The sequence below is a fragment of the Streptomyces achromogenes genome (assembly GCF_030816715.1).
Taxonomy (GTDB): Bacteria; Actinomycetota; Actinomycetes; order Streptomycetales; family Streptomycetaceae; genus Streptomyces; species Streptomyces achromogenes_A.
Window position 1 is genome coordinate 3944661 of record NZ_JAUSYH010000001.1, and the last position, 20558, is coordinate 3965218.

Consider the following 20558-nt stretch of genomic DNA (forward strand, 5'->3'; position numbering starts at 1 on the left):
TCAACGGCATACGTGATTACTCTCGCGCTCATGGAAGACTCCGCACCGCGCCCGGCCCCCCAGGCGATCACTGCCGCGAACCCGGCCGACCGCCCCGTCTACGTCATCGGCGGCGGCCCCGGCGGACTCGCCACCGCGTACGCACTGCGTGCCCAGGGCATACGGGCCGTCGTCGTGGAGAAGGCCGACGGGGTGGGCGCGTCCTGGCGGCGCCACTACGACCGGCTGCATCTGCACACCACCAGGCGGCTCTCGGCCCTGCCGGGGCTGGCGATACCGCGCCGTTTCGGGCGGTGGGTGGCCCGCGACGACCTGGTGCGCTACCTCGAGAAGTACGCCGAGGTCCATGAGCTGGAGATCGTCACCGGCGTCGAGGTCTCCCGCGTCGAGCGCACGCCCGACGGCACCGGCTGGCTGCTGCGCGCCACCGGCGGGCGTGAGCTCGTCGGCTCGGCGGTCGTCGTCGCCACCGGCTACAACCACACCCCGCACCTGCCCCGGTGGCCCGGCCGCGAGGCGTTCACGGGCGACCTGACGCACGCCGCCGACTACCGCAGCGGCAAGGAGTACGCCGGCCGGGACGTCCTCGTCGTCGGCGTGGGCAACACCGGCGCGGAGATCGCCGTCGACCTGGTGGAGAACGGCGCGGGGCGGGTGCGGCTGGCGGTGCGCACGGTCCCGCACATCGTGCGCCGCTCGACCGCCGGGTGGGCCGCCCAGTACAGCGGCATCATGATCCGCCGGCTCCCCGTCGCCCTCGTCGACCGGATCTCGCGGCTCATGGCGAAGGCGAGCATCCCCGACCTGTCCGCGCACGGGCTGCCGCGCCCCGACACCGGTCTCTACACCCGGGCCCGGCAGGGCGCGATCCCGGTGCAGGACGTCGGCCTGATCGACGCCGTACGCAAGGGCCGGGTGGAGATCGTGGCCGCCGTGGAGGGCTTCGAGGACGGCGGGGAGGTCGTGCTCGCCGACGGCTCCCGGATCTCCCCGGACGCCGTCGTCGCGGCCACCGGGTACGTCCGCGCCCTGGAGGGCCTCGTCGGACACCTCGGCGTGCTCGACGACGAGGGCAGACCCGTCGCCCACGGCCCCCGCACCCCGAAGGACGCCCCCGGCCTGTTCTTCACCGGCTACACCACCCCCATCAGCGGGACGCTCCGCGAACTGGCGCTCGACGCGGAGCGGATCGCCAAGGCGGTGCACCGCCGAAGCCGGTGACTCCGCGCAACCATGGCAACCGTCGGCATCCCCCTTCGTAACCGCCGGTAACTCCCTTTACTCGCCTGCTCGTTACACCTGTGCAAGATGTGGCGAGAGCGTTGTCGTGCGCCCTCTCACGGAGCCAGAATGTGAGACCTGTTCATCTTTCAGGTTCACCCCTTCCAGCCCCTCTCGCTCCCCAAGTTCGTCGGAGGACGCACGTGGCAAGTGAAAGCCAGCCGACCGCCAGAATGTCCCGCCGCTCCCTGCTCGGCCGCACCGCCGCCGTGGCCGCCGGGGCGACCGCCCTCACCGCGACCGCCGGCGGCCCCGCCACCGCGGCCACCGCAGCCGTTGCGGCCACCCGGGACGTCGACGTCGCGATCGTCGGCGCCGGTCTGGCCGGCCTCACCGCTGCCCGTGACCTGGTGGCCGCCGGCCGCACGGTCGTCGTCCTGGAGGCCCGCGACCGCGTGGGCGGCCGGGTGGTCAACCTGCCCCTGGCCAACGGCGGGGTGACCGAGGGCGGCGGCGAGTTCATCGGCCCGACCCAGGACCGCATCAAGGCGCTCGCCGACTCCCTGGGCGTGGCCACCTTCGCCACCTACAACACCGGCAAGAACCTCCTCTACAAGGACGGCAAGAAGACCCCGTACGCCACGGACGGCCTGCTCGGCTCGGTGCCGCCGGTGGACGCCGCCGGCCTCGCCAACGCGGCGATCGTGCAGGCCTCGCTGGACGACATGGCCAAGACCATCCCGGTCGACGCGCCCTGGACCGCGGCCAAGGCCGAGGAGTGGGACCGGCAGACCTTCGAGAGCTGGCTGCGCGCCAACGCCGTCGTGCCGTCCGCGAAGTTCCTGCTGGACGTGGCCTGCACCTCGATCTTCTCGGCCGAGCCCCGCGAACTCTCGCTGCTCTTCGTGCTCTTCTACATCGCCGCCGCCGGCAACGAGTCGACCCCCGGCACCCTCGAGCGCCTCACCGAGACCGCGAACGGCGCCCAGGAGCGGCGCTTCGTCGGCGGCTCCCAACTGGTGCCGGTCAAGCTCGCGGCGACGCTCGGCGACCGGGTGGCGCTGAACGCGCCGGTGCGCACGATCAGCCGGTCCGGCGGCAAGTACGTCGTCACGGCCGACGGCCTCACCGTCACCGCCAAGCGCGTCGTCGTCGCCGTGCCGCCGCCCCTCGCCGCGCGCATCACGTACGACCCGCTGCTGCCCGCCGACCGCGACCAGCTCACCCAGCGCCTGCCGATGGCCTCGGTGGGCAAGGCCATCGCGATCTACGACACCCCCTTCTGGCGGGCCGACGGCCTCAACGGCCAGGTGGTCAGCGACACCGGCGTGATCAGCTCGACCTTCGACAACTCCCCGCCGGACGCCTCGTACGGCGCACTGATGGGCTTCATCGAGGCCGACGAGGCCCGCAAGCTGGACGCGGCGAGCGAGGCCGAGGTGAAGGCCGCGGTCCTGAAGGACTACGTGACGTACTTCGGCGCGAAAGCGGCCTCCCCCACCTCCTTCGTCCTGCAACGCTGGAACAACGAGGCGTACACCCGCGGCGGGCCCGTCTCCATCGGCGCGCCGGGCGTGCTGACCCAGTACGGTCCGGCCCTGCGCCGGCCCGTCGGCGGCATCCACTGGGCCGGCACGGAGACCTCCGTCCACTGGATGGGGTTCATGGACGGAGCGGTGCGGTCGGGCGAGCGGGTGGCCAAGGAGGTGCTGGCAGTGCTGTAGCGGGTCCCCGCGCGGCGCGCCGACGGCCCGGCGGAGACGGTCCGGTCCGGCCGTCTCCGTCCGTTCCGGTGGGCAGGACTGTGTGGACGTGTGTGGACGACTGTGTGCACGACCATTCCTGACGGTCCGTCAGGTATGTAACCTGACAGAGCGTCAGTTACTTGACAGTCACCCATGGCAGTCACACAGGAGCGGGCGGACCGATGCTTGGATCAACCCACGGCACCCTCACCACCGACTCCCGCCGGGCCCGGGTCCTCGCGTGCGGCGAGCACCCCGGGCCCGCCGTCCACGGCCGGCCGGCCCAGGCGGACGACCTCGACGTCAGCGGCCGTCCGCTCTACGCGGACGTCCCCGACCTGGACCGGTTCTTCCGGCCGGAGTCGGTCGCGGTCGTCGGCGCCTCGGACGCCGAAGGCCGCCCGAACACCGGCGTCACGCGGCAACTGGTCGACTGGGCCGAGCGGGTGGGGGCGCGGCTGCATCCCGTGCACCCGGCCCGTACGACCGTCTTCGGCATCCCCTGCTTCCCCTCCGTCGCCGAGCTGCCCGAACAGGTCGACCTGGCGGTCCTGCTGGTCGCCGACCCGGTGCCGGTGATCGAGCAACTCGCCGGGGCGAAGGTGAAGTTCGCCGTCGTCTTCGCCTCCGGCTTCGCGGAGACGGGCGAGGCGGGCGCCGCCGAGCAGGAGCGTCTGGCGGCGGCGGTGGAACGTTCCGGCGTCCGCCTGCTCGGCCCGAACACCAACCTCAACGCCTTCGAGCGGTTCCGCGACGATCTCACCGGACCGTCGATCGCGCTCATCACCCAGTCCGGACACCAGGGCCGCCCGGTCTTCGCGCTTCAGGAGCTCGGCGTCCGTCTCTCCCACTGGGCGCCGACCGGCAACGAGGCCGACCTGGAGACCGCGGACTTCCTCTCCTACTTCGCCGAACGCCCGGAGGTCGGCGCGATCGCCTGCTACGTGGAGGGGTTGAAGGACGGCCGCGCCTTCCTCCTCGCCGCCGACCGCGCCGCCCGGCGCGGGGTGCCGGTCGTCGCGGTCAAGGTGGGCCGCACCGAGACCGGCTCCCGCACCGCGGCCACCCACACCGGGAAGCTGACCGGCGCGGACGAGGTCGTCGACGCGGCGATGCGGCAGTACGGTGTGATCCGCGTCGACGGCCTGGACGAACTCCAGGACACGGCGGCCCTGTTGGCGCGCGCGCGGCCGCCGCGGGCGTCCGGCGTGGTGATCTACTCCATCTCGGGCGGCACCGGCGCCCACGCTGCCGATCTGGCCACGGCGGCCGGCCTCGAGCTGCCGGCCCTGTCGGCCGCGAAGCAGGCCGAGCTGCACCAGTGGATCCCCGAGTACCTGAACGTGGCCAACCCGGTCGACAACGGCGGCCATCCGGTCGGCGACGCACGCGGCCGGAAGATCATCGACGCGATCCTCGACGACCCCGGGGTGGGCGTCCTGATCTGTCCGATCACCGGCCCGTTCCCGCCGCTGAGCGACCGTCTCGTGCGGGACCTGGTGGACGCGGCCGAGCAGACCGACAAGCTGGTGTGCGTGGTCTGGGGGTCCCCGGTGGGCACCGAACCGGCCTACCGAGACGTGCTGCTGGGCTCCTCCCGGGTGGCGACCTTCCGCACCCTTGCCAACTGCGTCTCGGCCGTCCGCGCCCATCTGCGGCACCACCGTTTCGTGAGCGACTACCGCTCGCCCTTCGACGAGGCCCCCCGCACCCTGTCGCCGTCGTACCGCAAGGCGCAGCTGCTGATGCGGCCCGGGCAGCAGCTGAGCGAGCACGCGGCGAAACAGCTGCTGCGCGCGTACGGCATCCGGGTCCCGCGCGAGCAGCTGGTCACCAGCGCGGCGGCGGCCGTGCGGGCCGCGGGGCTGGTGGGCTACCCGGTGGTGATGAAGGCGTCCGGCGCGCAGATCGCCCACAAGACCGAGCTGGGCCTGGTGAAGATCGGCCTGACCTCGGCGAGTCAGGTCCGCGACGCCTACCGCGAGCTGACCGACATCGCCCGCTACGAGGGCGTCTCGCTGGACGGCGTCCTGGTGTGCCAGATGGTCGAGCGCGGCGTGGAGACGGTGGTCGGCGTCACCCACGACGAGCTGTTCGGGCCGACGGTGACGGTCGGGCTGGGCGGGGTGCTGGTGGAGGTCCTGCGGGACGCCGCCGTGCGGGTGCCGCCGTTCGGCGAGGACCAGGCCCGCGCGATGCTCGACGACCTGCGCGGTCGGGCGCTGCTGGACGGCGTCCGCGGCCGTCCCCCGGCGGACGTGGACGCGCTGGTCGAGGTCGTGCTGCGGGTGCAGCGCATGGCCCTGGAGCTGGGCGGCGAGCTCGCCGAGCTCGACATCAACCCGCTGGTGGTGCTGCCGAGCGGGCAGGGCGCGGGTGGCGCTGGACGCGCTCGCGGTGTGCCGCTGAGCTCCGCCGCCCGGCCGGGGCCGGGCCGACGCCGAGTTGCGGGGCGGGGCCGTCTCCCGGCGGTCCGCCCCTGCCGAAACGGAGGACACGTATGCCCGCCCCCTCGATCCTGAGCACGACGGACGACCACGTCACCCGCCTCACCCTCAACCGCCCCGAGGCGCTCAACGCCCTCGTCCCGGACCAGCGCGACCGCCTGATCACGCTGCTCGCGGAGGCGTCCGCCGACCCGGAGGTGCGGGCGGTGGTCCTCACCGGCACGGGCCGGGGCTTCTGCGCGGGGGCGGACCTGCGCGGCAGGTCGGCGGCGGCCCCGCGGGACGGCACGACAGGCGAACCGGGCAGGACGGCGGGCGAACCGGGCAGGACGGCGGGCGAGCGGATCGCCGGGGACGTGGCCCGCACCCTCCGGGTGGGGGCCCAGCGCCTGATCGCCGCGGTCCTCGACTGCGAGAAGCCGGTCGTCGCGGCCGTGAACGGCACGGCGGCCGGCCTCGGCGCGCACCTCGCGTTCGCCTGCGATCTGGTGCTGGCGGCCGAGTCGGCCCGCTTCATCGAGGTGTTCGTCCGCCGCGGCCTGGTCCCCGACGGCGGCGGCGCCTATCTGCTCCCCCGCCTGGTGGGCCCCCAGCGGGCCAAGGAGCTGATGTTCTTCGGCGACGCGCTCGGCGCGGCCGACGCGGAACGCCTCGGCCTGGTCAACCGGGTCGTCCCGGACTGCGACCTGGACAAGACGGCCCGCGAGTGGGCGGCCCGGCTGGCGGCCGGCCCGACCCGCGCCCTGGCCCTGACCAAGCAGCTCGTCAACGCCTCCCTCGACGCCGACCGCACGACCGCCTTCGCCGCCGAGGCCGCCGCCCAGGAGATCAACATGACGACGGCGGACGCCCAGGAGGGCGTGCGGAGCTTCACGGAACGCCGCGCGGCGGCCTTCACGGGCCGCTGACGGTCGGGGGAACCGCACGGCTCTTCCCATCTGACGAACCGTCAGCTTCAATGGGGAGGTGATGGGACATGCGGGAATGGCGGCCGCGGCCGTGCGGTATCTGCGGGCGGAGGGCCGGCCGGTCGAGCCCCTGCCGCGCCCCGAGCTGCGCTGTGTCCGGGAGGACGAGCGGGCGCCGGTGGACGCGGGCGAGTTCCGCCGGGTGCTCGGGAGCTTCGCCTCGGGCGTGACGGTCGTGACGGCGCCCGCCGCCGACCCGGACGGCGCCGACGCGGACGGCGCCCCCGCCGGCTTCGCCTGCCAGTCCTTCTCCTCGCTCTCCCTCGACCCGCCCCTGGTCGTCTTCATGGTCGGCCGGACGTCCACGACCTGGCCGCGGATCGCCCGCGCGGGCGTCTTCTGCGTCAACGTCCTCGGCGCGGGCCAGCAGGACCTGTGCCGCGCCTTCGCCGCCAGCGGCACCGACAAGTTCGCGGGCGTCGACCACCACCCGGCGCCGGTCTCCGGCGCCCCCCGCCTGGCCGGCGCCCTCGCGTGGATCGACTGCACGATCCACGCGGTCCACACGGGCGGCGACCACCTCATCGTCGTCGGCCGGGTGAACGCCCTCGGCATGGACGGCGGCGCGGACGAGCCGCCGCTGCTGTTCCACCGGGGCCGGTTCCGCTGACCCCCGGCGGTGCTCGCCGCTCAGTTCACGTACTCGACGACCTGCATCATGCCCTCGTCGCCGTGCTGGAGCTGGTGGCAGTGCAGCATCGAGCGTCCGGTGAAGTCCTCGGCGCGCAGCCGGAAGGTGATCGAGCCGTTCGGCGGGACGGCGACGGTGTCGTGCCAGACCGGCGTGGCCAGCTTCCGGTTGTCGACGGCGGTGAGGAGGAAGTGGTTGGTGTGCAGGTGGAAGGGGTGATGGCTGTGGGCGTGGGAGTCGTTGACGATGGTCCACTCCTCGACCTCGCCCAGCCGGACGCGCTGGTTGACGTAGTCGGCGCAGAGGCGGCCCCAGGCGAGGTCGCCGCGGCCGGCCCGAGGGTCGGCGGGCGGCGTCTCACCGTCGCCGAGGATCTGGTAGGCGTTCGGGAAGGCGCCGGAGAAGACGTTCTCGTTGCTGCGGAAGATCAGCCTCCGGGTGCGGGTCGGCTCGGGCAGTTCGGTGGGCCGGCCGGGAAGGGCGTCAGGCAGCGACATCGAGCGGGCGGCACCGGTGACGACGAGCGTCAGCAGGTGCTGGGAGGGCCCCCCGCCGGTCAGCCTGTAGGTGCCGGGCCTGCCGCCGCGGACCAGCAGGTCCACCCGACCGCCCATGGGCAGCGTCACGCCGGTGGTGACGACGGGTTTCATGAAGGTGACGCCGTCACAGGCGATCTGGTGCATCTCCACGCCGCCCAGGCTCAGGAAGTGAGCGGTGAGGGCTCCGGCGTTGACGATCCGCCAGCGCTGGATCTCCCCCGGGGCGATGGTCAGAACGGGGTTCTTCGCCCCGTTGACCAGGAACGTCGAGGTGATGCCGTCCCAGATGCCGTGCGAGGTCAGGTCCGGCACCCGCTCGCCGGACAGCTTGAGCTCGCTGACGCACAGGACGACCTCCCTGGCCGCTGCGATCTCCGGCACGTCGTCGACGTCGCCCTCGACGACGATCACGCCGGCCATGCCGTTCAGCACCTGGGTGGAGGTGGACCCGTGGTGGTGGGGGTGGTACCAGAAGGTGCCGGCCGGATGGCCCTCCGGGATGTCGACGGTGCTGCGGTACGTGGTCGTCTCCCCCGGCGCGCCGGCGGGCTCGAAGGAGCGGAAGACGTTGTCCGACTCGCCCTCGGGGTCGACGTGCAGCCCGTGCGTGTGCAGGTTGAAGGTGTTGAAGTGGTGCGGGACGTTGACGTCCTCGTGATGCGTCGTCGCCGTGTCCGGCGGCAGCGCGTTGACCTGCGTGATCTCCAGGGTCTCCGTCGGCCGCACCCGCAGCGTCGGCCCCGGGACCGACCCCTCGTAGGTGCGGGTGAGCACACGGCCCACCCCGGGCACCGCCAGCTCGGTGAACGCGACGGTCAACCGGGTGACCAGTCGCCCCGTGTCCGGATCCGCCCGCCGCGTCTCCGGCTGCGGGAACCCGGCACCGCCCACCGCCCGCAGGGCGGCACGCGAAGCGCCCGCATCCACGGCGACCCCGGGCGCGGCGACCGCCGCCCCACTCCCGACCGCCCCACTCCCGACCGCCCCGGTCACGGCCGCGCCGGCGACGACCGGCAGGCACTTCAGCACGTCACGACGGGCCAACGACGTCATCAATCGCCTCCACGGACAGCGGACGGCGGGACAGCGCTCGACAGCCCGACCACCCGTCACTGCATGTAGCCACACAGTACGCGGAGTAGCCGCCCGTGACCGGTACCGCAGCGCACACCCCACCCGCCCCAGGCCCACGTGCGCCCGCTCAGGCCGTCGCCCGTCGGCCGTCCGCTCAGGCCGTCGCCGGTGCGAGGGCCGCCGTGACCGGCCGGCGACGGATCACGAGGGCCATCAGCGCCGCCGCCGCGCACAGCGCGCCCGAGCCGTACCAGACGACGTCGTACGAACCGAACGCGTCCCGCGCCACGCCGCCCAGGAAGGCGACCAGGGCCGCGCCCAGCTGGTGGGAGGCCAGCACCCAGCCGAAGACGATCGCGCTGTCCTCGCCGTAGTGCTCGCGGCACAGGGCGAGGGTGGGCGGCACCGTGGCGACCCAGTCGAGCCCGTAGAAGACGATGAAGAAGACCATCGGCGGGTGTACGGACGGGGCCAGCAGCACCGGGAGGAACAGCAGCGACAGGCCGCGCAGCGCGTAGTACACCGCCAGCAGCCGGCGCGGTTCGAAGCGGTCCGTGAACCAGCCGGAGGTGATCGTGCCGACCACGTCGAAGACACCGATCACGGCCAGCAGGGAGGCGGCCGCCGTCACCGGCATGCCGTGGTCGTGCGCCGCGGGCACGAAGTGGGTCTGCACCAGGCCGTTCGTCGAGGCGCCGCAGATCGCGAAGGTGCCGGCCAGCAGCCAGAACGGGCCGGTGCGCACCGCCGAGAACAGGACCCGCAGCGTGCGCCGGGCCGCGCCCCGCACCGGCGGCGGCTTCGGCGTGAACTCCTGTGCGCCGTACGGCTTCTGGCCCACGTCCGCCGGATGGTCGCGCAGCAGCAGCCACACGAAGGGGACGACGGTGAGCGCGGCCAGCGCGACCGTGACGGCCGCCGGGCGCCACTCGTAGCGGGTGACCGTCCAGGACAGCACCGGCAGGAAGATCAGCTGGCCGGAGGCTGAGGCGGCGGTCAGGATGCCGGTGACCAGTCCCCGGCGCTCGGTGAACCAGCGGTTGGTCACGGTCGCGGCGAAGGCCAGCGCCATGGAGCCCGAGCCGAGGCCGACCAGCAGACCCCAGTACAGCAGCAGTTGCCAGGCCGCCGTCATCCACACCGTCAGCAGCGAGCCCGCCGAGATCACGGTCAGTGCCACGGCGACCACCCGGCGGATGCCGAACCGGTCCATCAGGGCGGCGGCGAACGGAGCGGTGAGGCCGTACAGCGCCAGGTTGACCGAGACCGCCGCGCCGATCGTGCCCCGAGACCAGCCGAACTCCGCGTGCAGGGGGTCGATGAGCAGGCCGGGCAGCGAGCGGAAGGCCGCCGCGCCGATGATCGTGACGAAGGTGACGGCGGCGACGAACCAGGCGCGGTGGATCCGGCCGCGGCGACGGCCTGACACGCGACCGGACCCGCGGCCGGGGACGCGGTCGGCCACGGACTTCTGTTCTCCGGCGGATTCCCGGGTCTCGGTCCTCTGATGCACGTCACCGAGCTTCGGGCATCCGGACGGGACGGACGAGTGGCCCGGAGGACATCGTTCGTTAGGATCGGGCCATGGCTCCTGTCGAGCGCGTCCCCCGTCCCCATCGCGTCGTCGTCCTCGCCCTGGACGGCCTGCTCCCCTTCGAGCTGGGCATTCCGCACCGCATCTTCGGCCGCCCCGAGGACGTCCACGGACGGCCGCTGTACGAGGTCGTCACCTGTTCCGTGCGCCCGCCCGGCCCCGTGGAGACGGACGCCGACTTCGCGATCATGGTCGAGAACGGTCCCGAGACGCTGGCCACCGCCGACACCGTGATCGTCCCGGCCAGCTACGAGCTCGGTCCGCTCTACGAGGAGGGCGTCCTGACCGCTGAACTCGCCGCCGCCCTCTCCCACATCAGGCCCGGCGCCCGGCTCGCCTCCATCTGCACCGGCGTGTACGTGCTGGCCGCGGCCGGCTTCCTCGACGGCCGTCCCGCGACCACGCACTGGGCCGACGCCGAGCACCTCCAGCGGCTCTTCCCGCAGATCAGGGTCGACCCGGACGTGCTGTTCGTCGACGACGGCGACGTGCTCACCTCGGCCGGCGTCGCCGCCGGCGTCGACCTGTGCCTGCACATGGTCCGCCGCGACCACGGCACCGCCGTCGCCAACGACGTGGCCCGCCGCACCGTCGTGCCGCCGCACCGGGACGGCGGTCAGGCCCAGTACATCGCACGACCGGTGCCCGACCCGCAGCAGGCGACCACGACCGCCGCCCGCGCCTGGGCGCTCGGCCGCCTGCACGAGCCGATCCAGTTGCGCGACATGGCCGAACGGGAGGCCATGTCGGTACGCACGTTCACCCGCCGCTTCCGCGAGGAGGTCGGCATCAGCCCCGGCCAGTGGCTCACCCAGCAGCGGGTCGAACGGGCCCGGCACCTGCTGGAGTCCAGCGGCCTGTCCGTCGACCGGATCGCCCGGGACACCGGTTTCGGCACCGCCCAGTCGATGCGCCAGCACCTGCAGACGGCGCTCGGCGTCACCCCCACCGCCTACCGCCGCACCTTCCGCACCGGCGACGGCACCCCAGCCGACGCCGTGCACTGACCCCGGGCCCGCACACCCGCCCCCGGCCTCCGCCTGCGCCGCTCCCGCGCCGCGAGCTACCCACAGCCCTCGGCTCCCCGCGCCCCCATGCCCTCCACACTGCCCTCCACACCGCCGGCGGGACCCGGCGCGGGTGCCGTGCCCCCCGCCGCGGCGGAGGCCGCGGCCCCATCGGCGTCCCGCTGCGGACGTGCGGCCACACGGACCTCACCCCACCAGCCGACCGCGGTGAGCGCCAGGGTGAGCCCCACTCCCGCCAGTATCGCCGTGGACGGCGCGACCTCCCGGAGCAGCGCGCCCGCCAGCGAGCCCGTCGCCGCGTAACCCGCGCCCGCAGCCGCGTACATGACGGAGTATCCGGCGGCAAGCAGGTCGGAAGGGAGGGCTTCGCGCAGCGACAGGTTGCGGGTGAGCATGGCTCCCGACTGGAGGGTGCCGCCCACCACCAGCGCCGCGGCGATCACCGCCGCGGAGGGCGACAGCGCGGCCGCCGTCACGCAGACCGACACCCCGGCCATCAGCAGCACACTGCGGGTGCGCAGCCGGCCCGGCCAGGCGCGCAGGCCGTAGGCGAAGCCGCCGAGCCCCCCGCCCACCGCCATCCCGGTCAGCAGCGGGCCGGACCAGCCCACGCCGATGCCGCGCTGCTCGAGCAGGGCGGGCAGTACGAGTTCGGCCAGCCCGAGCAGCGCGAGGCTCGCCGCGCCCGTGACGTACACCGGCCAGACGCCGGTCAGCACCTTCAGCAGTGAGGCCCCGCCCGCGCGAGCGCCGCTGCCCGTGCCGTCGTCCCCGCCCCAGGCGGCCGGAAGCAGCCACAGACCCGCGATCGACGACGCCATCGACGCGGCGGCCAGCAGCAGCGGGACGCGCGGTGCGACGCCGAGCGCCAGACCGGCGACGGCGGCCGGGGAGACGGCCCAGACCCCGGCCGTCAGCATCGACTCCACCGACAGCGCCTGGGCGGCCGCCCGTTCCGGCACCAGCGCGGTGAGCAGCGTGCGCAGGCCGCCGGTGGCGGCGGCGGGGGCGGCCCCGGCGACGAGCGCGAACCCGCACAGGACCGCCGAAGGCGTGTCCGGCAGAAGACCAAGGCCCGCGAACCCGACGGCCCCGCAGGCCAGCCCCCCGGTCAGGTGCAGGCGGGCCCGGGCGGGGCGCAGACGCAGCCCGAGGACCGGAGCGCCCATGATCTCGCCGATGACGTAGGCCGCCGCGAGGGCAGCGCCCAGCGAGTACCCGCCGGGGCGTTCGCGCACCAGGAACACCAGGGCCAGCGGTGCCATGGCCACCGGCATGCGGGCGCCGACGGCGGTGCAGGCCCAGATCAGGACCTGTCGGGAGGCGACGTCGCGGTAGCTCATGACAACGACCGTAGGGGGCGGCACCGACACCGCCCCAGAAGTTTTCCGCAGCCTGTGGACAACCCGGGGCCCGGACCCGCCCGGCCGGCAGGAACCGCCGGGCCAGCAGACCGCCGGGCCGCTAGAACGTCAGCACGCCCCGTGCCACCCGCCCCTCCTCGGCGTCCGCCGCCGCCTTCTCGAAGTCCTCGACCGGGTAGGTCCGGGTGACGAGTTCGTCGAGCAGCAGCCGGCCCTCGCGGTACAGCTCCGCGTACAGGGCGACGTCCCGCTGGGGGCGCGACGAGCCGTAGCGGCAGCCCAGGATCGACTTGTCCAGGTACATCGAGGAGACCAGGAAGGACGCCTCGGCGGTGGCCGGCGGGACCCCCAGGAGCACGGCCTGACCGTGCCGGTCCAGCAGGTCGACCGCCTGCCGGATCAGCTCGACCCGGCCCACGCACTCGAAGACGTGGTCCGCGCCCGTCGGCAGCACCTCCCGCACCGCGTCCGCCGAGGTGAGGAAGTCGGTCGCGCCGAACTGCCGGGCCACCGCCTCCTTCGCCGGGTTGGCGTCCACCGCGACGATCCGCGACGCGCCCGCGATCCGCGCCCCCTGCACCACGTTCAGCCCGATCCCGCCCGTCCCGATGACGACGACGCTCTCGCCGTACCCGACTCGCGCGCGGTTCAGCACGGCCCCGACGCCGGTCAGCACCCCGCACCCGATCAGCGCGGCCGAGGTCAGCGGGACGTCCTTCGGGATCGGCACCGCCTGCACGGCCTTGACCACCGTCCGCTCGGCGAAGGCGGAGTTGGACGCGAACTGGAACAGGGGCCGCCCTGCGCGCGTGAACGGCTTCCCGGGACGCCCGATGGCCCGCCGGCACATAGTGGGCCGGCCGCGGTCGCACTCCGCGCAGGCGCCGCAGTTGGCGAGCGTGGACAGCGCGACATGGTCGCCGGGCACGACATGCGTGACCCCGGGGCCGACCGCTGCCACGACCCCCGCGCCCTCGTGACCGAGGACGACCGGCGCGGGGAAGGGGATCGTCCCGTCGACGACCGACAGGTCGCTGTGGCACAGCCCGGCCGCCGAGACGGCGACGAGCACCTCGCCCGCTCCCGGATCGCGCACTTCCAGGTCGTCGACGACCTCGACCCGCTTCCCGTCGAACACCACGCCTCGCATCACGCTGCTCCCCTCTGCCTCATCCCTTGGGCTGCCTGGGCAGGCCGAGCACCCGCTCGGCGATGATCGTGCGCTGGATCTGGTCCGAGCCGCCGTAGATCGTGTCGGCCCGGGAGAACAGGAACAGGTGTTGCGCGTCGTCGAGTTCGTACGGCGCGGCGGGCGTCCAGTCGTACGGCCCGACGCTCGCCGCCGCCCCCCGCACCTGCACGGCGACCTCGCCCAGCCGCTGGTGCCAGCCCGCCCACAGCAGCTTGGCCACGCTCGGCGCGCCGGGGCCGCCCGTGCCGCCCAGCGTCCGCAGCGCGTTCCACCGCATGGTCCGCAACTCCGCCCACAGCCGCACCAGTCGCTCGCGCACGACGGGATCGCCGGCCGCGCCCGTCTCCACGGCGGCGTGCACGACCCGCCCCAACTCCTGGGCGAAGCCGATCTGCTGGGCGAGGGTCGACACCCCGCGCTCGAAGCCGAGCAGGCTCATCGCGACCCGCCAGCCCTCTCCCGGCGCGCCGACGACGTGCTCCACGCGCGCGTGCGCCCCGTCGAAGAAGACCTCGTTGAAGTCGCTGGTGCCGGTCAGCTGCCGGATCGGCCGCACCTCGATCCGGCCCGGCTGGTCCATGGGCACGAGGAGGAACGTCAGGCCGTGGTGCCGGCGCGAGTGCGGGTCGGTGCGCGCGAGGACGAAGCACCAGTCGGCCTCGTGGGCGAGGGAGGTCCAGATCTTCTGGCCGGTGACACGGTACGACCGTCCGTCGGGGTCGGGTTCGGCACGCGTGCGGACGCCGGCGAGGTCGGACCCGGCTCCGGGCTCGCTGTACCCCTGGCACCACAGCTCGTCGCCGGCGGCGACCGGCGGCAGAAAGCGCGCCTTCTGCTCGTCCGTGCCGTGCGCGAGCAGGGTGGGCGCGAGCAGGTTCTCCCCGATGTGCCCGGAGCGCGGCGGTGCGCCCGACCTGGCGTACTCCTCGGCCCAGGCGACCTGCTGGGTGAGGCTCCCGGTCCGGTTGCCGTACCCGCCCTCCGGCCAGCCGAGCCCGATCCACCCGGCCGCCCCGAGAGCCCGTTCCCAGGACCGCCGGTCGCAGGCCTGCGGCGCGTGTGCGGCCAACCAGTCGCGTACTTCGACGCGGAACTCGTCGTCCACGGAACTGAATCCGAAATCCACGACACCACCTCACGTTGGGGGCGAGCTGACCGACATAAGGGGCGCGGGGAACCGCGCACCCAGCCACGACGCACGCGCACGCGCATACGCACACCAGCTCACCCGTTGGGCCGCGCCCCCGCGCGAGCGGCCCGCGCCATCTCCTCGAGCCGCGCCAGCATCGGCATCGGGTCGATCCCCACCGAGCCCGGCAGGGCTTCCGCGATCCGTTCCGGCGTCCAGGAACCACCCTCCGCGTAGACCGAACGGAGTTCCCTCGGCTGCGCCCACACCGCGATCTTCGGCCCGGCGACGGTGTACACCTGCCCGGTGATCCCGGCGTCCCGCGCCCGGTCCGACAGCAGATAGACCACGAACGCGGCCACGTCCTCCGGTTCGCCGATCTCCGACAGCTCCGTCGGCACCCCGGCCCGACATGCGCGTACGCGCCACGGGGGCCACCGCGTTGGCGGTCACCCCGTACTTGTGCAGACCGAGCGCGGCGCTGCGCACCAGCGAGATGATCCCGCCCTTGGCCGCGCTGTAGTTGGCCTGCGACACGGACCCCTGGTGGTTGCCGCTGGTGAAGCCGATCAGCGTGCCGCCGCGCTGTTCGCGCATCACCGCCGAGGCGGCCCGGAACACGGTGAAGGTGCCCTTCAGATGGGTGGCCACGACCGGGTCCCACTCCTCCTCGGACATGTTGAACAGCATCCGCTCGCGGAGGATGCCGGCCACGCACACGACCCCGTCGAGCCGCCCGTACGACTCCACGGCCACGTCGACGAGCCGTCGGCCGCCGGCCATCGTGGAGATGTCGTCGGCGACGGCGACGGCCTCTCCGCCGGCCGCCTCGATCTCCTTGACGACGGCCTCGGCGACCTCGCTCGTGGGCGCGGCACCGTCCACCGCCACGCCGTAGTCGTTGACGACGACGCGTGCGCCCTCCGCGGCGGCGGCGAGCGCCACCGCCCGCCCGATGCCCCGCCCCGCGCCCGTGACGGCGATGCTCCTGCCGGCCAGGAAGTTCCCCATGCCCAGCCCCCTCCCGCAGTTTCTGACGGTCCGTTAGATTTTGGCTGCGAGGACCAGATTGACCTGTCGGACAGTCGGGGACAAGCCCCGGGGAGGCACGGAATGACACTGCCGGCCGAGTTCCACGACATCGCGAAGCGCGTCAACAACTGGGGGCGGTGGGGGGCGGCCGACGAGATCGGCACGCTGAACCTCGTCACCGACGAGGTGGTCCGCGCGGCGGCCGCCGAGATCCGCTCGGGGCGTCGCGTCCCGCTCGCCCTCCCGCTGCGGGAGGACGGGGTGCAGACCGGCCTGATCCCGGGCCGGATCAACCCGCTGCACACCATGGTGCAGATCAACCAGGAGATCTTCGGCCCGGGGACGGTGGCGTGCAGCGACGACGCCGTGACGATGGGCCTGCAGGCGGGCACGCACTGGGACGCGCTGACCCACGTCTCGCACTCGGGGAGGCTCTACAACGGCCGCCCGGCGGGCAGCGTCACCGCGCACGGCGGAGCCGAGTTCAGCGGCATCGACAAGGCGCGGCACGTCGTCTCGCGCGGGGTGCTGCTCGACGTGGCACGCGCGCGTGGCGTCGACCGGCTGGCGGGCGGCCACGCGGTGACGCCGGAGGACCTGGAGGCGGCCGAGGAGCTCGCCGGCGTGCGTGTGCGCGCCGGCGACATCGTGCTGGTGCGGACCGGGCAGGTCCAGGTCTATCTGGCGGGCGACAGGCAGGGGTACGGGTTCCCCTCGCCGGGGCTGTCGGTGCGCACGCCGGAGTGGTTCCACGCGCGCGACGTGGCGGCCGTCGCCAACGACACCCTCACGTTCGAGGTCTTCCCGCCGGAGATCGACGATCTGTGGCTCCCCGTGCACGCGCTCGATCTCGTGGAAATGGGGATGCTGCAGGGCCAGAACTGGAATCTCGAAGAGTTGTCCACAGCCTGTGGAGAAACAGGCCGCTACGCGTTTCTGCTGTCCGCGATGCCCGAGCCGTTCGTCGGCGGGACGGGGACGCCGGTGGCCCCGGTGGCGATTCTCTGAGGGCGCGAGGGCCTGAGGACCTGAGGACCTGAGGACCGGAGGACCGGACGGCGCGGGTCGCGCCGGCCGGCGGCCTCGTCGGCCGACGGCGCGCGGCTGCCCGCCCCGAGCACGGCACCGCGCACCGCCATCCGACTTCGGCGTGTCTCCCCGCCCCCGACTGCACCCGAGCGGAGAAACCCCCGTCGACTCCACTCGGCCCTGAGGGAACCGACGCCGAATCACGATCCGCGCCCGGCAAGGACCTCCGTCACCGAGGCCCTCGCCGTCCCCTCACGGCGAATCGCTGACCACAAGCGTGATCAAACGGACAACGGACGTCAACACCCGGACGGTGATTTATTACTTACGCCCCATTCATCATGGGCGCGCACGGAAGCACGGACAGGCGCACCGATCCAGGACCGGCCCGGACCGACAGCGCTTTCTGCGCCCACGCCCCACGGCTGCCGGGCTGCCGGGACAATCCGGGCCCGTGGGTACACCGCGCGCCGCCGCGGGCCCGTCAGACCGCCCCGTAGGCCAGTCCGCCGTACGCCGGCCGGGGCTCCTTGCGGACGCCGCCCGCGCACTCGGCCGCGCCGCCACGGTCCACCGCCGCCTCGGCCGGGGCCGCACAGCGGTCCAGTTCGCACCAGATGCGCTTGCCGGCGCCCTCGACGCTCCACCCCCAGCGGTCCGCGAGGCCGTCGACGAGGGCCAGGCCGCGTCCGCCGGTCGCCTCGTCGCCCGCACAGCGGGGCACCGGGGCCCGGTCGCTGGAGTCGGCCACCTCCAGCCGGACGATGGACGGCTCGGCCGCCCCGCCCGGCAGGGAGAGCCGCAGCACGGCCGGACAGCCGGTGTGCACCACGGCGTTGGTGACCAGCTCGGAGACGAGCAGGATCAACGTCTCGGCGAGCGGCTCCTCGTCCCCTATCCCGGACCCGACGAGGCGCGAACGGGCCCACCTGCGGGCGCGCCCCACCTCAGCGGGGTCGGGCCGGATCTCCAGCTGCACTTGAAGCACCTGCACCGCTCACACCATCCGAACCGGCGGACACATGGCCGTACGCCACGCCAGCCACGCTAGCCGCGTGTGCACCATGACGACGGGGGCCACGATCGTAGCCATTTTCTGCATGACCAGAACAACGGTCAGAGGCAGGGTGACGGAACGTGAATCCCTTACGAGACAGCTTGGTTGACGTACAGTCACCTCAACAAGCGCTTCGGGCATATTCCAGCGCGAAGGAGTACCCGTGCGGCATACTGTGCGACGCTCGTCGCGGGGAGTCGAACAGGCGGGGGCCATATGCCCGTCCGCCCAGCGAGTGGCGGCGCGCACCGCCGGATCCGGCATCACCCCAGGGGCACCGCCGGCATGGCTCATGCTCGGAACCGCTCGCATCCCACAGAAGGTACCGGAGCCGCCCGCCGACTCCGGGCCGTGACGGGTCACGCATCGGACACAACCCGATATCAACGCTCCGTGATTTACGGTGTGCCACAATCCGCGACACCCGAGCGGCCGCCCGTCCGCCACGTCCGCCGTCCGCGCAGGCGGGGACCGCTAACGGTCCGCCCCGGCCAGCAGGTCGGCCGCGAGCAGCTCCTCACTCTCCGTGACTCCACCCGCACGTCGTGTGCGCACCCAGGCCCGTTTCAGCAGCAGATGAACGTCCGCCTCCCAGGTGAACCCCATGCCGCCGTGCACCTGGAGACAGTCGCGCGCGCCGCGCACTGCGGCCTCGTCGGCCAGGATCCGGGCCGCCGCGATGTCGGCCGGGTCGGCGGTGACGGCGGCCGCGTAGACCGCCGCACGGGCCGTCTCGACCCGCACGAGCAGCTCCGCGCAGAGGTGTTTGACGGCCTGGAAGGCCCCGATCGGCCGACCGAACTGCTCACGCGCCCGGGCGTGTTGCACGGCCAGTTCGCACGCGCGTGTGGCGGTGCCGAGTTGCTCCGCCGCGGTGAGGAGGACGGCGGCGGGATCGGCCGTCCCGCGCGCGGGGACGGCGTGCAGCGGCGTCAGCGGGTCCACCGACCGCAGCGGCACGGCCCCGTCGGCGTCCCCGCGTACGACGTCCGCCTGCGCCAGCCACTCCACCAGCCCGCCGCCGTCGGCGGCCGCCACGACCGTCTCGCCCTCGGCCGCGCCCGGCACGTGCCCGGCCGCGAGGTGCGTGGCCACCAGGGGGCCCGGCAGCAGCACCCGGCCCGCCTCCTCGAAGACCAGCACCGCCTCGGGCAGCCCGAGTCCGACCCCGCCGTCCGCCTCCGGCAGCCGCAGCGCGAAGAATCCGGCCGTGCCCAGTTCCCGCCACAGGGACCGGTCCAGCACCCCCGGCCGGTCCACGGCGGCCCGCAGCGCCGCCCGGTCGAACCGGCGCGCGAGCAGCTCCCGCACCCCGCCGCGGAGCGCCCGCTGGTCCTCCGTCAGAAGAAAACGCATGACGGACCGTTCACCTCCCCTTCGGCAGACCCAGGATCCGCTCGGCCACGATGTCGCGCTGGATCTGCGACGTGCCTGCCGCGATGGTGTACGAGAGCGACGAGAGCCGGTCGGCCGTCCACGTCCGGTCGGCGTCGAGGGCCGCGTCGCCCAGGACCTCGGCGGCGGCGTCGTACAGCTCCTGGCGCGCCTGCGAGTAGCGGAGCTTGAAGACCGAGCCGCCGACGCCGGGCACCCCGCCGTGCGCGGCCTCCGCCGCGCTCACGTTCCACTGCGTCAGCCGCCACAGCGCACGGAACTCGGCGTTGAGGGACCCCAGCCGGCGCCGCAGAACGGGGTCGTCCCAGCGTCCGGTGCGCCGCGCCCGGCGCGCGAGTTCGCCCAGCACGCGCCGGCAGGCGACGACCTCGCCGACGAAGGCCGTGCCGCGCTCGAAGGACAGCGTCACCATCGTCACGCGCCAGCCGTCGTTCTCCGCCCCCACCCGGTTGCCGACCGGCACCCGCACCTCGTCGAGGAACACCTCGGCGAACTCGGCGGACCCGGCGAGGGTGCGCAGCGGGCGGACCGTGACGCCCGGCGCGTCCATGGGCATGGCCAGCCAGCTGATGCCCCGGTGTTTCGGCGCGTCCGGATCGGTGCGCACCAACAGCTCGCACCAGTCGGCGACTTCCGCGTGCGAGGTCCAGATCTTGGATCCGCTCACCACGTAGGCGTCGCCGTCGCGCCACGCGCGCGTGCGCAGGGCCGCGAGGTCGGACCCGGCGTCGGGCTCGCTGAAGCCCTGGCACCACACCTCCTCGCCGCGCAGGATGGGCGGCAGCCAGCGGTCCCGCTGCTCGGGCGTCCCCTCGGCGGCGATCGTCGGGCCGGCGTGCAGCAGCCCGACGAAGCCCGCGCCGACGTAGGGCGCGCCCGCCTTCTCGGTCTCCTCCAGGAAGATCAGGCGGACGCCCGGCGGGGCCTGCCAGTGCACGTCGGCGTATCCGGCGTCGTGCAGGGCCCGCTGCCAGCCGAGGTCGTAGGCGCGGCGGCCCGGCCAGTCGTCCGGCGAGGGCTTCGGCGGGAGGGTGGGCAGCACCTTGCCCAGCCATTCCCGCAGCCGGGCCCGGAACTCCGCGTCCTCGGGGCTGTCCGAGAGGTCCATGGTCC

14 protein-coding genes and 2 pseudogenes are annotated in these 20558 nt (G+C 73.7%); 7 read left to right on the top strand and 9 right to left on the bottom strand.

The features are described from left to right. Window positions 1-30: 30 nt before the first annotated feature. The 5 genes and pseudogenes from QF032_RS17595 to QF032_RS17615 all read left to right on the top strand — a co-directional run bounded on the left by QF032_RS17595 (window position 31) and on the right by QF032_RS17615 (window position 6991). Complete coding sequence (locus tag QF032_RS17595) at window positions 31-1221, top strand: flavin-containing monooxygenase (protein ID WP_307056506.1); 1191 nt, start codon at window positions 31-33, stop codon at window positions 1219-1221. 233 nt (window positions 1222-1454) lie between these two features. Continuing rightward, window positions 1455-2945 carry a flavin monoamine oxidase family protein gene (locus QF032_RS17600; protein ID WP_307060297.1) on the top strand — a complete coding sequence of 497 codons (1491 nt, stop codon included), beginning with the start codon at window positions 1455-1457 and terminating at the stop codon, window positions 2943-2945. A gap of 203 nt (window positions 2946-3148) precedes the next feature. Beyond that, window positions 3149-5375: pseudogene (locus tag QF032_RS17605) on the top strand (acetate--CoA ligase family protein). Between the two features lie 91 nt (window positions 5376-5466). Beyond that, window positions 5467-6321: an enoyl-CoA hydratase/isomerase family protein gene (locus QF032_RS17610; RefSeq protein WP_307056508.1), complete on the top strand. Its 855-nt coding sequence runs from the start codon at window positions 5467-5469 to the stop codon at window positions 6319-6321. Window positions 6322-6382: 61 nt separating this feature from the next. Next, window positions 6383-6991, top strand: coding sequence for a flavin reductase family protein (locus QF032_RS17615; protein WP_307043847.1), 609 nt, complete (start codon window positions 6383-6385; stop codon window positions 6989-6991). A 20-nt stretch (window positions 6992-7011) separates the two neighbouring features. Here QF032_RS17615 and QF032_RS17620 read toward each other — a convergent pair whose 3' ends face one another. Beyond that, window positions 7012-8604, bottom strand: coding sequence for a multicopper oxidase family protein (locus QF032_RS17620; RefSeq protein WP_307056509.1), 1593 nt, complete (start codon window positions 8602-8604; stop codon window positions 7012-7014). A gap of 175 nt (window positions 8605-8779) precedes the next feature. Then, window positions 8780-10090, bottom strand: coding sequence for an MFS transporter (locus QF032_RS17625; protein WP_373430475.1), 1311 nt, complete (start codon window positions 10088-10090; stop codon window positions 8780-8782). Between the two features lie 119 nt (window positions 10091-10209). Here QF032_RS17625 and QF032_RS17630 point away from each other — a divergent pair, with 119 nt between their 5' ends. Next, window positions 10210-11226, top strand: coding sequence for a GlxA family transcriptional regulator (locus QF032_RS17630; protein ID WP_307056513.1), 1017 nt, complete (start codon window positions 10210-10212; stop codon window positions 11224-11226). Between the two features lie 56 nt (window positions 11227-11282). On the opposite strand, the gene QF032_RS17635 is transcribed toward QF032_RS17630, so the two are convergent. From QF032_RS17635 to QF032_RS17650, 4 genes and pseudogenes are all read right to left on the bottom strand, one after another. Then, entirely contained in the window at window positions 11283-12590 is a 1308-nt protein-coding gene (locus QF032_RS17635) for an MFS transporter (RefSeq protein WP_307056515.1), read from the bottom strand. A gap of 121 nt (window positions 12591-12711) precedes the next feature. Next, window positions 12712-13761: a Zn-dependent alcohol dehydrogenase gene (locus tag QF032_RS17640; RefSeq protein WP_306951280.1), complete on the bottom strand. Its 1050-nt coding sequence runs from the start codon at window positions 13759-13761 to the stop codon at window positions 12712-12714. 19 nt (window positions 13762-13780) lie between these two features. After that, window positions 13781-14929, bottom strand: a complete 1149-nt coding sequence (locus QF032_RS17645; protein ID WP_307056517.1) for an acyl-CoA dehydrogenase family protein — start codon at window positions 14927-14929, stop codon at window positions 13781-13783. Window positions 14930-15027: 98 nt separating this feature from the next. Further along, window positions 15028-15943, bottom strand: a pseudogene (locus tag QF032_RS17650) (SDR family oxidoreductase). Between the two features lie 102 nt (window positions 15944-16045). On the opposite strand from QF032_RS17650, the gene QF032_RS17655 reads away from it, so the two are divergent. Beyond that, window positions 16046-16972 carry a cyclase family protein gene (locus QF032_RS17655; RefSeq protein ID WP_306951275.1) on the top strand — a complete coding sequence of 309 codons (927 nt, stop codon included), beginning with the start codon at window positions 16046-16048 and terminating at the stop codon, window positions 16970-16972. Between the two features lie 505 nt (window positions 16973-17477). On the opposite strand, the gene QF032_RS17660 is transcribed toward QF032_RS17655, so the two are convergent. The 3 genes from QF032_RS17660 to QF032_RS17670 form a co-directional block, all read right to left on the bottom strand. Then, a complete protein-coding gene (locus QF032_RS17660) occupies window positions 17478-17972 on the bottom strand; it encodes an ATP-binding protein (protein WP_307050153.1) in 495 nt (164 codons plus the stop codon). A gap of 552 nt (window positions 17973-18524) precedes the next feature. Beyond that, a complete protein-coding gene (locus tag QF032_RS17665) occupies window positions 18525-19406 on the bottom strand; it encodes an acyl-CoA dehydrogenase family protein (RefSeq protein WP_306951274.1) in 882 nt (293 codons plus the stop codon). Between the two features lie 10 nt (window positions 19407-19416). Then, complete coding sequence (locus QF032_RS17670) at window positions 19417-20553, bottom strand: acyl-CoA dehydrogenase family protein (RefSeq protein ID WP_306951273.1); 1137 nt, start codon at window positions 20551-20553, stop codon at window positions 19417-19419. Window positions 20554-20558 lie beyond the last annotated feature (5 nt).